Origin of the sequence: Agrobacterium sp. ST15.16.055 (assembly GCF_027956555.1) — a bacterium.
GTDB classification, from domain to species: Bacteria; Pseudomonadota; Alphaproteobacteria; order Rhizobiales; family Rhizobiaceae; genus Agrobacterium; species Agrobacterium salinitolerans.
Genome location: NZ_JAQKGN010000016.1, coordinates 21,343 through 32,331, shown reverse-complemented (window position 1 = coordinate 32,331; position 10,989 = coordinate 21,343). Strand labels below are relative to the sequence as shown.

The 10,989-nt window shown below is 60.4% G+C and carries 10 protein-coding genes; 9 read left to right on the top strand and 1 reads right to left on the bottom strand.

Annotated features, from left to right (window positions below):
* The first annotated feature begins 9 nt into the window (after positions 1-9).
* From PL599_RS19205 to purU, 3 genes are all read left to right on the top strand, one after another.
* Entirely contained in the window at positions 10-564 is a 555-nt protein-coding gene (locus tag PL599_RS19205) for a sarcosine oxidase subunit gamma (protein WP_165691216.1), read from the top strand.
* Between the two features lie 15 nt (positions 565-579).
* Positions 580-1,848 carry a serine hydroxymethyltransferase gene (gene glyA, locus PL599_RS19200; protein WP_269825377.1) on the top strand — a complete coding sequence of 423 codons (1,269 nt, stop codon included), beginning with the start codon at positions 580-582 and terminating at the stop codon, positions 1,846-1,848.
* Positions 1,849-1,969: 121 nt separating this feature from the next.
* A complete protein-coding gene (gene purU / locus PL599_RS19195; protein WP_137411857.1) occupies positions 1,970-2,854 on the top strand; it encodes a formyltetrahydrofolate deformylase in 885 nt (294 codons plus the stop codon).
* 76 nt (positions 2,855-2,930) lie between these two features.
* On the opposite strand, the gene PL599_RS19190 is transcribed toward purU, so the two are convergent.
* Positions 2,931-4,160 carry an MFS transporter gene (locus tag PL599_RS19190; protein ID WP_269825376.1) on the bottom strand — a complete coding sequence of 410 codons (1,230 nt, stop codon included), beginning with the start codon at positions 4,158-4,160 and terminating at the stop codon, positions 2,931-2,933.
* A gap of 121 nt (positions 4,161-4,281) precedes the next feature.
* On the opposite strand from PL599_RS19190, the gene PL599_RS19185 reads away from it, so the two are divergent.
* The 6 genes from PL599_RS19185 (at position 4,282) to PL599_RS19160 (ending at position 10,976) form a co-directional block, all read left to right on the top strand.
* The gene (locus PL599_RS19185; RefSeq protein ID WP_269825375.1) at positions 4,282-4,875 is read left to right on the top strand and encodes a TetR/AcrR family transcriptional regulator; all 594 of its coding nucleotides are present in this window, start codon (positions 4,282-4,284) and stop codon (positions 4,873-4,875) included.
* A 246-nt stretch (positions 4,876-5,121) separates the two neighbouring features.
* Positions 5,122-6,174 carry an NAD(P)-dependent alcohol dehydrogenase gene (locus tag PL599_RS19180; RefSeq protein ID WP_271359665.1) on the top strand — a complete coding sequence of 351 codons (1,053 nt, stop codon included), beginning with the start codon at positions 5,122-5,124 and terminating at the stop codon, positions 6,172-6,174.
* A 369-nt stretch (positions 6,175-6,543) separates the two neighbouring features.
* Positions 6,544-7,428 (top strand): AraC family transcriptional regulator, encoded by an 885-nt coding sequence (locus PL599_RS19175; protein WP_077983140.1) that lies wholly within the window; start codon positions 6,544-6,546, stop codon positions 7,426-7,428.
* Positions 7,429-7,525: 97 nt separating this feature from the next.
* On the top strand, positions 7,526-8,437 hold the full coding sequence (locus tag PL599_RS19170) for an ABC transporter substrate-binding protein (RefSeq protein WP_077983139.1): 912 nt from the start codon (positions 7,526-7,528) through the stop codon (positions 8,435-8,437).
* A 69-nt stretch (positions 8,438-8,506) separates the two neighbouring features.
* A complete protein-coding gene (locus PL599_RS19165; protein WP_142913282.1) occupies positions 8,507-10,009 on the top strand; it encodes a sugar ABC transporter ATP-binding protein in 1,503 nt (500 codons plus the stop codon).
* On the top strand, positions 9,999-10,976 hold the full coding sequence (locus PL599_RS19160) for an ABC transporter permease (protein WP_142913281.1): 978 nt from the start codon (positions 9,999-10,001) through the stop codon (positions 10,974-10,976). The genes PL599_RS19165 and PL599_RS19160 overlap by 11 nt, the downstream gene beginning before the upstream one ends.
* The last annotated feature ends 13 nt before the right edge of the window (positions 10,977-10,989 follow it).

Sequence of the window (10,989 nt, the reverse complement as noted above, 5' to 3'; positions counted from 1 at the left end):
GAGATGACAATGAATATGCGCGTTTCCTCCCCTGTTCCCGGCACGCTGGCCGAGAGCAAAGCTGCCCGGGTCAGCGTTCTGGCCGCGCAGGCGCGGCTGTCGCTGCGCGCGCGCGGCGATCTCGCCCCGCTCAACGCCGCCCTTGGCCTGACCTTGCCCGACCGGATCGGCCTCCGCGCCGCTTCGGGCGAGATTGAGGTCCTGCGCCTTGGCCCCGACGAATGGACCGTGCTTGCACCTGTCAGCGCGGTTGACGGGCTGATTGCCGCCTGCGCAGGCGTTTACGCCAGCCATCCGCATAGTCTCGTCGATATTTCCGGACGGGAAGTGACGCTGCTGATCGAAGGTGCGCAGGCCGCCGAGTTGCTGACGCTGGGCTGCGCCCGCGACATCGACACCATTGCGGTGGGCGAGGGGCGCCGGACGATTTTCGACGGCGTCAGCGTGGTGCTCTGGCGCGATGCGGAAAACCGTTTCCGTATGGATATCTGGAACAGTTTCGTATCGCATCTTGGCCATCTGCTTGAAACCGGCTGCAAGGAACTTGCGGCGGACATCGCCTGATCTGGAGGAGAAAAAATGCTCAACCGACTGTCACATAATACCGTTTCGGACACGGTGATCGCCGACGCCATCGCCGAGGAACTCGATCGCCAGAAGACGCAGATCGAGCTGATCGCTTCGGAAAACATCGTCTCCGCCGATGTTCTGGCGGCGCAAGGCTCGGTGTTGACCAACAAATATGCCGAGGGTTATCCCGGCAAACGTTATTACGGCGGCTGCGAATTCGTCGACAAGGTCGAACAGGTCGCCATCGACCGGTTGAAGCAACTCTTCGGCGCGGAATTCGCCAATGTGCAGCCGCATTCCGGCGCGCAGGCCAATCAGGCGGTGTTCCTGGCGTTGCTGCAGCCGGGCAACCGGATCATGGGCATGTCGCTCGCCCATGGCGGTCATCTGACCCACGGTTCGCCGGTGACGATGTCTGGCAAGTGGTTCGATGTCGTTTCTTATGAGGTCGATGCCGAGACGCATCTGATCGACATGGAGAAGGTGCGCGCGCGAGCGTTGGAAACGAGGCCGAAGCTGATCGTGGCGGGCGCATCTGCCTATCCACGCCAGATCGATTTTGCCGGCTTCCGCAAAATAGCCGACGAAGTCGGCGCCTACCTTATGGTCGATATGGCCCATTATGCCGGTCTGATCGCCGGCGGCAAATATCCGAACCCCGTGCCGCACGCCCATGTCGTCACCTCCACCACCCACAAGACGTTGCGCGGCCCACGCGGCGGCGTGATCCTCACCAACGATGCCGATCTCGCCAAGAAGCTGAATTCGGCGGTCTTCCCCGGCAATCAGGGTGGCCCGCTGATGCATGTCATCGCCGCCAAGGCTGTGGCTTTCGGCGAGGCACTGCGCCCGGAATTTTCCGATTACGCCGGCCAGGTCATCGCCAACGCACAGGCGCTGGCGAAGGTACTGACCGATGGTGGGCTGGGGATCGTCTCTGGCGGAACCGACAGCCATATGGTGCTGGTCGATCTGCGCCCGAAGGGCGTCACCGGAAAGGTTGCCGAAATCGCGCTGGAGCGGGCGGGTCTCACCTGCAACAAGAACGCCATTCCCAACGATCCGGAGAAGCCCTTCGTCACCTCCGGTATCCGGCTCGGCAGCTCCGCCGGCACCACACGCGGCTTTGGTGTCGCCGAATTCGAACAGATCGGTGCGCTGATCCTGCGTGTCATCGATGCCCTGTCCAAAAATGCCGAGGGTGACGCCGCAATCGAGGCCGAGGTGCGGGCAGAGGTTACTGCACTTTGCGAGGCCTTTCCGATCTACGGTTCGTAAGCCGCCTCGCGGGGCTTCGGCAAGTCTCAATCGCCGTCCTGACCATGGCCGGCGGTTCATCGGCAATCGGCGGGAAAGCGCAGGCGATCCGTCCGTGCGGCAAAGACCCAGGGAGCAGAATTTGACAACCTATATCATGACAGTCTCGTGCCCGGCGCGCCGTGGCATCGTCGCCGCCGTATCCGGTTACCTCGCCCGGTCCGGCTGCAACATCAATGACAGTTCGCAATTCACCGACCAGGAGACGGACCGCTTCTTCATGCGGTTGAGTTTCGTTTCCGAACAGGGATCGGGACGCGATGGGCTGCTCGACGGCTTCGGTCCCATCGCGGCCGATTTCGATATGGATTATGACATTCACGACCTCTCGCGAAAGACGAAAGTCGTGATCATGGTCTCGCGTTTCGGCCATTGCCTCAACGATCTGCTCTATCGCTCCCGCATCGGTGCGCTGCCGGTCGAGATCGTCGCGGTGATTTCCAATCATCTGGATTACCAGAAGCAGGTGGTGAACGAGGATATTCCCTTTCACCACATTCGTGTCACGCCGGAAACGAAGCCCGAGGCGGAAGCCGCGATCTTGCAGGTGGTGCGGGATACCGGAGCGGAGCTTGTGGTGCTGGCGCGTTACATGCAGGTCCTGTCGGACCGGCTGTGTCAAGAAATGTCCGGCCGTATCATCAATATCCACCATTCCTTCCTGCCGTCTTTCAAGGGTGCCAACCCTTACAAGCAGGCCTATGAGCGTGGCGTGAGGCTGATCGGCGCGACCGCCCACTACGTCACTGCCGATCTTGATGAAGGGCCGATCATCGAGCAGGATACGATCCGCGTGACCCATGCCCAGAGCGCGATGGATTATGTCAGCCTTGGCCGGGATGTGGAAAGCCAGGTTCTTGCGCGGGCCATCCACGCCCATATTCATCACCGGGTCTTTCTGAACGGAAACCGAACTGTCGTTTTTCCCGCGTCCCCCGGAGAACATGTGTCCGAGCGCATGGGCTGAGCGCAGAGCCCCAGCCCATGCAATTCAGGTCTATCCCGAGCGGCTTTTCGCCCGGGATGACCTAGATCCTCTGTTCTTACTCCGCAGGTTGCTGCATTGCGGCCGCAGGGCCGGATCGTTCGCGATTTCCGGAAAGGGCGCGCTGGCCGAGCCCAATGATGACGACGGTCGAAAGGCTGGCGGCGACGGACACCCAGAAACCGTTATCCGGGCCGAAATTATCGATCACCCAGCCGGAGACGAAGGCGCCGAGCGCCATGCCGATACCGATGCCGGTCATCACCCACGTTACACCTTCCGTCAGCATCGATTCCGGCACGCGGCGCTCGATCAGGCCGAATGAGGTGATGAAGATCGGCGAGATTGCAACGCCGCTGAGGAAAACGGCAAAAGCGAGAAGCGCAACGGAGGTGTTGGCGACAAGCAGCGGCAGGGCGGTGAGCGCAAGCACGCTGACGGCAATCAGCAATTGTCGTTGCAGGGGCATTTTGGGGTTGAGCGCGCCAAGGATGAGGCCGACCACGAAGGAGCCGATTGCGTAAACGCCGATGACGAGGCTGGCGGCTTCCGGTTGACCAAGCGCCTTGGTGATTGCGACGGCGCTCACCTCGGCCGTGGCGAAAGTCGAGCCGACGAAGATCAGGGCAAGCGTGATGATCTGGACCGGCCGCAGGAAGATGGCTGAACGCTGCCGGCGGCCGCTTTCAACCGGCCGCACCTTGGGCTCGGTCGAGCGTTGCAGAAGGAAAGCAAAGGTGCCAAGCGCCAGGAAGGTGGTGCTGATCATCATGCCCGCTTCCGGAAAGAGCGAAACCGCAAGTCCAACGGAAAGCGAGGCGCCGGAGATGTAGACGAGTTCATCTGCGGCGGATTCAAAGGCGAAGGCGGTGTTCAGTTCAGGCCGGTCGCGGAAGATTTCCGTCCAGCGGGCGCGCATCATGGCGGGAATGCTTGGCATGGCGGCGGCGAGGAAGGCGGAAAGGAACAGCGTCCAGGCAGGCCATTTCTGATTTGTCGCGATAATCAGTACCGCAAAGGCGATGACCGAGACGATGGTGGCGGGGATGAGGACCTTGCTCTGCCCTTTGCGGTCCACCAGCCGGGAGATTTGCGGGGAGAGGGCGGCATTGGTCAATGCAAAGGTTGCCGAGACGGCGCCGGCCAGCCAATATTCGCCATGGGTCTGGGAAAGCATGGCGACGATGCCGATCGGGGCCATGGCAATGGGGAGGCGGGCGAAGAAGCCGGCGGCGGAAAAGCCTTTTGCGCCTGGAGCCCGGAAAATTTCTCTGTATGGATTAGACATCGGGATGCACCTTGTTCGAAGGGTGTCCACCACATACATACGTGGCGTATGTTAATGAGATAATTGCATACGGCGCGTATGTCAACTAATATACGCGACGTATGAGAAAAATGGAGAAGAAATGCGCAAACCTCGCAGTGAAATGATTGCCGAGACGCGGGCGAAGCTTCTGGCTACGGGCCGCAAGGCCTTTGGCAGCATCGGTTATGCTGAAGCGTCTATGGACGACTTCACCGCCGAAGCCGGTCTCACCCGTGGCGCGCTCTACCATCATTTCGGCGATAAAAAAGGCCTGCTTTCGGCCGTTGTGGCCGAAATCGACGCGGAAATGACCGCAAGGCTTTGTGATATTTCTTCGAGGGCCGATTCCCGGTGGGAGGGTTTTGTCGAGGAGAATCTCGGTTATGTGCGCATGGCTCTCGAACCGGAAATCCAGCGGATCATGTTTCGCGACGGACCGGCGGTGCTGGGTGATCCATCGCGCTGGCCAAATGCCAATGGCTGTATTTCCGCTGTCGCCCGAAGTCTGGAGGCGCTCCGGGAGGAAGGCACCATCGGTGACATCGATCCGGAGGCATGCGCCCGCTTCATCAATGCAGCAAGCAGCAGCGCCGCCCAATGGATCGCCCATTCCGACGATCCCGAAGCCACCTCGAAGCGGGCGGTTGAGAGTTTCCGGGCCTTTCTGGAAGGACTACGGATCAGGAAAGGTTGATCGATCCGGGCTATCGTTTGGTCTCGCGGGTGTCGATTGCTCCGGCGAATCGGAGGCTTGTTGAACGCGTCCGACGGCCTGTTCCGGCGGCGGATGATGAGAAACTCGAGACATCTCGATACAGTTTTTCCGACGCAAAGAAAAACCGTCCGATCCAGCCGATTTCTGTTTACTTTCGCCGAAATTGCACGCCATCACGCTTGCTGAATTCGCTGCCAGGCGTATCGCAAAACCACGGAGGATGAGATGAAGGCACTGGTGCTGGAAGAAAAGGGCAAGCTCTCGCTCAGGGATTTTGAAATTCCCGGTGGAGCGGGTTCAGGTGAGCTCGGACCGAAGGATGTGCGCATCCGCACCCATACGGTTGGCATCTGCGGCTCGGACGTCCATTATTATACCCATGGCAAGATCGGTCATTTCGTCGTCAACGCGCCCATGGTCCTCGGCCACGAGGCTTCCGGCACGGTGATCGAAACCGGTTCCGATGTCACCCATCTGAAGGCGGGTGATCGCGTCTGCATGGAGCCCGGCATTCCCGATCCCACATCACGCGCCTCCAAGCTCGGCATCTACAATGTCGATCCGGCTGTCCGCTTCTGGGCGACGCCGCCGATCCATGGTTGCCTGACGCCGGAAGTCGTTCACCCCGCAGCCTTCACCTACAAGCTGCCGGACAATGTGTCCTTCGCCGAAGGCGCGATGGTCGAACCTTTCGCAATCGGCATGCAGGCGGCCCTCAGGGCACGCATTCAGCCCGGTGATATCGCCGTTGTCACGGGCGCCGGCCCGATCGGCATGATGGTTGCCCTGGCAGCATTGGCCGGCGGTTGTGCCAAGGTCATCGTTGCCGATCTCGCTCAGCCGAAGCTCGATATCATCGCCGCCTATGACGGCATCGAGACCGTCAACATCCGCGAGCGCAACCTTGCCGAAGCGGTTTCGGCCGCCACGGATGGCTGGGGTTGTGATATCGTCTTCGAATGCTCAGGTGCTGCACCCGCCGTACTCGGTATGGCGAAGCTGGCGCGGCCGGGCGGTGCCATCGTGCTCGTTGGCATGCCGGTCGATCCGGTTCCGGTCGATATTGTCGGCCTGCAGGCCAAGGAACTGCGGGTCGAAACGGTCTTCCGTTACGCCAATGTTTACGACCGGGCCGTTGCGCTCATCGCCTCCGGCAAGGTTGACCTGAAGCCGTTGATTTCCGCGACCATTCCCTTCGAAGACAGTATCGCCGGTTTCGACCGCGCGGTCGAAGCACGGGAAACGGATGTGAAATTGCAGATCGTCATGCCGCAATAAAGGACAAAGCCTGCCGCTGATGATTGAGCGGCAGGGACGTTGCGGAAAAGTATGAGTGTGGCCTGCCGGCATCCGGCAGGCCACACGTCAAAATTTCACCTGAAATCGTCTTCGGCTGCGCATTGTCTGGGCGCATCACGCCAAATTGAGCGGAAAATTCGCCACGCCCGCCGCGTTTATAGTCAGCCCTTTCAGACGACTCTTCAATTCTCGACAAAAAAGAGTCAAAAAAGTATCGGCAATTTCTTCGGCGTGATGTGGATGCAGAGATGCCGCACGCCATATGCTCTCATCAACGCCTTGGACGAGCCATAAAGAGGAATGGCCCGCTCCGTGAATACGGCGGACGTAAGGATGGGAGGAACTATGATGCAGCCCGATCTGGAACTGGTGCACATCCGCAAGGGCGAATCTTTCGCTGCCTGGCGGCATGGCTATCCGTTCCGTACCGTGCGCTGGCACTATCATCCCGAATACGAAATTCATCTGGTCGTCGCGACGTCAGGCACCTTTTACATTGGTGACTTCGTCGGCCGCTTCGGCCCCGGTCAGCTCATCATGACCGGCCCCAATCTCCCCCAGAACTGGATCAGCGAGATCGAGCCGGACGAAATCGTGCCGACACGCTCTCTCGTGATCCAGTTTCCGGAGAGCTTTATCGAAGATGCCTGCGCCTCCATGTCGGAAATGGAGGTCGTGCGCGGCCTCCTTGATCGCAGCCGTCGCGGTATCCTGTTTGACGACGAGACGAGCGACCGCGTTCGTCCGCTCATCCTTAGGCTTATCGAGGCGCAGGGCCTGACCCGTCTGGCGCTCTTCTGGGAAATTCTCGATCTCCTGGTCAATGCGCCGTCTTCAGAAGTGCTGGCGAGCCTGAGTTACGAGCTCGATCTGACCGGTATAGGCGATAGCGGCATCAACCGTGCACTCTCGCATCTGCGCGAACATCTGACGGAACAGGTTGAGGAAATCGATCTCGCCGATATGGTGGGCCAGAGCCCAAGCGCCTTTTCCCGCGCCTTCAAGCGCCATACGGGAACGACGCTGGTGCGCTATCGCAATCAGTTGCGCATCGATCTTGCCTGCCAGATGCTGCTGGCGGATCAGGACGTGAAAGTGGCGGAGGTCTGCTACGATGTGGGCTTTTCCAACCTTTCCAATTTCAACCGGCATTTCCTGAAATTGAAGGGAATGTCGCCGTCGAGGTTCCGAACCATTTTTGCGGCCCAGAAGGCAGCTGTGATGGCGGAGTAAACCAGCGACACATCGCCGATTTCTAAGAATTCGGGCAGAGGTCTGTCCGGAAACGGGCACCTGTTGCCCCAACTTTCCAAACGGGAGGAAGAGTGAGATGAAAATGAAATCCAAGTTTCTGATGGCGACAGCCGCAATTGCAATGATGGCCGCTCCGGCGCTGGCGCAGGAAAAGCTGAAGATCGGCATGACCTTCCAGGAACTGAACAATCCCTATTTCGTATCGATGCAGGAAGCCTTGAAGGAAGCTGCCGCCAGTATCGGCGCTGACGTCGTGGTCACCGACGCCGGCCACGATGTGGCAAAGCAGATTTCCGACGTTGAAGACATGCTTCAGCAGAAGATCGATATCCTGCTCCTGAACCCCACCGACAGCGCCGGCATCGAAGCTGCCGTACACGCTGCCAAGGCTGCCGGCGTGATCGTTGTTGCTGTCGACGCCAACGCCAACGGCCCGGTCGATACCTTCGTCGGTTCCAAGAACCGTGATGCTGGCTATCAGTCGTGCAAATATCTCGGTACGTCGTTGAACGGCAAGGGTGAGGTTGCCATCCTCGACGGTATCCCGGTCGTTCCGATCCTGCAGCGCGTCGAAGGCTGCAAGGCTGCTCTCGCGGAATTCCCCGAGATCAAGCTCGTCGACACGCAGAACGGCCGTCAGGACCGCTCCGTTGCTCTCGGCGTCGTCGAAAACATGATCCAGTCGCGCCCGAACCTCGCCGGCATCTTCTCGGTGAATGACGGCGGTGCCATGGGAGCGTTGGCTGCTATCCAGGGTTCCGGCAAGGACATCAAGCTGACCTCGGTCGACGGTGCCCCGGAAGCGGTGAAGGCAATTGCAGACGGTGGTCCTTTCATCGAAACCACCGCGCAGTTCCCGCGTGACCAGGTCCGTGTCGGCCTTGCCATGGCGCTCGCCCAGAAGTGGGGTGCTCGCGTTGTGCCGAAGGAAGTACCGATCGACGTCATGGTCGTCGACAGCAAGAACGCCGGCGAGTTCAGCTGGTAAGAACGCCTCCCACGTCCCGTCCCCGCTTCATGCGGGGGCGGGGCAGTCCCGACCATTGAGGAGGGTGAAATGCTGGAACTGAATGGAATAAGAAAAAGCTTTGGCAAGATCGAAGTCCTGCGTGGCGTCGACCTTGAGGCGCGCGCCGGCGAGGTGCATGCGCTTCTGGGCGAAAACGGCGCAGGCAAGTCGACGCTGATGAAAATCCTGTGCGGCATTCTGCAGCCCTCGGAAGGGACGATCCGCATTGATGGCAAGGATCGCCGCTTCGCCAATTATGATGAGGCGATTGCCGCCGGCGTCGGCATCGTTTTTCAGGAATTCAGCCTGATCCCCTATCTCAACGCCGTGGAAAACATGTTTCTTGCCCGCGAAATCCGCGGGCCGCTGCGCTTTTTGAACAAGGGCGCGATGCGCAAGCGCGCCGCGGAGATCATGAGCCGGCTGGCGGTTGATGTTCCGCTTGACGTGCCGGTGCATCGCCTCTCCGTTGCCCAGCAGCAATTTGTCGAGATCGCCAAGGCACTGTCGCTCGATGCCCGCATTCTCGTGCTCGACGAGCCGACCGCCACACTGACGCCTTCCGAGACGGAGCATCTATTCACGGTCATGCGCGAGCTGCGGCGTCAGGGCGTGGCGATCATCTTCATTTCGCACCACCTCGAGGAAATATTCGAGATCTGCGACCGCATTACCGTTCTGCGCGACGGCGAATTAATCGGTTCCTGCCTGACCTCGGAAGTCGACAATGACCGCCTGGTGGAGATGATGGTCGGTCGGCGCATCGAAGCCAGCTTTCCGCCCAAGCCGCAACTTGATCCCGCCGCCGCAAAGGTGATCGAAGTCGAAGAGCTGCAATTGAAGAAGGGCGGTCCTGTCTCGCGCTTTGCTCTGCGCAAGGGTGAGATCCTCGGCTTTGCCGGGCTCGTTGGCTCGGGCCGCACGGAAACCGTTCTCGCCATGCTCGGGGCACATTCCGCCTCGCGCCGCAAGATCAAGGTCGACGGTGTGGACACGCGCTTTTCCGGCCCTGATGAGGCGCTGATGCGCGGCATCGGCCTGCTGCCGGAAAGCCGCAAGGAGGAGGGGCTGATTACCAGCTTCTCGATCCTGCAGAATATTTCGCTGAACAACTATCGCAAATACCGCAAGGCCCACTGGTTCCTCGATCTCAAAAAGGAACTGGAGCACACGACGAAGGCCATGGCGCAGGTGCAGGTCAAGGCGCAGGGGCCGTACGCCCGCGTCGACACGCTGTCCGGCGGCAACCAGCAGAAGATCGTGATTGCCCGCTGGCTGAACCATGACATGCGCGTCTTGATCTTCGACGAGCCGACACGCGGCATCGATGTCGGCGCAAAGGCAGAAATCTATTCGCTGATGCGCGAATTTGCCGCCAGGGGCCATTCGATCATCATGATCTCCTCGGAGCTGCCGGAAGTGATCGGCATGTCCGACCGGGTCTGCGTCTTCCGTTCCGGCGGCATCGTCGCCACCGTCGAAGGCGCAGACATCAATTCAGAAACAATAATGACAAACGCCACCACCGGGAGAGTTGAACATGTCGCTTGATGCAAACACCGGCACCGCCGCGAAAACGGGCGGCTTCAGTCTTGGCGCCATGCTGCGTTCGCCGCTCGCCCTGCCGCTGGCGGGCCTGATTGTCGTCTCCATCCTCATGGGGCTCGCGAGCGACAATTTCTTCAGCGTTAACAACATCATGAACGTGCTGCGGCAGGTTTCCGTCGTCGGCATTCTCGCCGTCGGCATGACCTTCGTCATCCTCACCGGCGGCATCGACCTTTCGGTCGGCGCGGTCATGGCGCTTGTCGGAACACTGTCCGCTGGCCTGATGGTGAACACCGGCCTCTCGCCCGCAATTGCGCTACCTGCCGGCCTGTTCATCGGTCTCGGCATCGGCATCTTCAACGGGGCGCTCGTCGCCTGGGGCAGAATGCCCGCCATCATCGTCACGCTCGCCACCATGGGCATGGCCCGCGGTCTCGGCCTCATCTATTCCGGCGGTTACCCTGTCAGCGGCATTCCGAGCTGGATTTCCTGGTTCGGCGTCGGCCGTATCGGCGTCGTTCCGGTGCCCGTCATCATCATGGTGGTGATTTATGCGGTGGCATGGGTGCTGTTACAGCGCACGGCGTTCGGTCGCCACGTTTACGCGCTCGGTGGTAACGAACTGGCGGCCCGCCTCTCGGGCGTTAAGACCCAGCGCGTCAAGCTTGCCGTCTATGGCATCTCCGGTGTGACGGCCGCTTTTGCCGCCCTCATCCTCACCGGCCGCCTGATGAGCGGTCAGCCCAATGCCGGTGTCGGCTTCGAACTGGACGCCATCGCCGCCGTCGTTCTCGGCGGCACGGCGATTGCCGGCGGCAGGGGCCTCATCCTCGGCACGCTCATCGGCGCGGTGTTGCTCGGCATTCTCAATAACGGCCTCAACCTGATGGGCATCAACCCCTATCTGCAGGATGTCATCAAGGGCGGCATCATTCTGCTGGCCATCTATATCGGGCGCGAATGGCGCTGAGCCGGCCCGGAAA

Coding starts and splice junctions, on each gene's coding strand:
- PL599_RS19190 (WP_269825376.1), bottom strand. CDS start 4,160: ATGTCTAATCCATACAGAGAAATTTTCCGGGCTCCAGGCGCAAAAGGC.
- PL599_RS19170 (WP_077983139.1), top strand. CDS start 7,526: ATGAAAATGAAATCCAAGTTTCTGATGGCGACAGCCGCAATTGCAATG.
- PL599_RS19180 (WP_271359665.1), top strand. CDS start 5,122: ATGAAGGCACTGGTGCTGGAAGAAAAGGGCAAGCTCTCGCTCAGGGAT.
- PL599_RS19185 (WP_269825375.1), top strand. CDS start 4,282: ATGCGCAAACCTCGCAGTGAAATGATTGCCGAGACGCGGGCGAAGCTT.
- PL599_RS19175 (WP_077983140.1), top strand. CDS start 6,544: ATGCAGCCCGATCTGGAACTGGTGCACATCCGCAAGGGCGAATCTTTC.
- PL599_RS19205 (WP_165691216.1), top strand. CDS start 10: ATGAATATGCGCGTTTCCTCCCCTGTTCCCGGCACGCTGGCCGAGAGC.
- PL599_RS19165 (WP_142913282.1), top strand. CDS start 8,507: ATGCTGGAACTGAATGGAATAAGAAAAAGCTTTGGCAAGATCGAAGTC.
- PL599_RS19160 (WP_142913281.1), top strand. CDS start 9,999: ATGTCGCTTGATGCAAACACCGGCACCGCCGCGAAAACGGGCGGCTTC.
- glyA (WP_269825377.1), top strand. CDS start 580: ATGCTCAACCGACTGTCACATAATACCGTTTCGGACACGGTGATCGCC.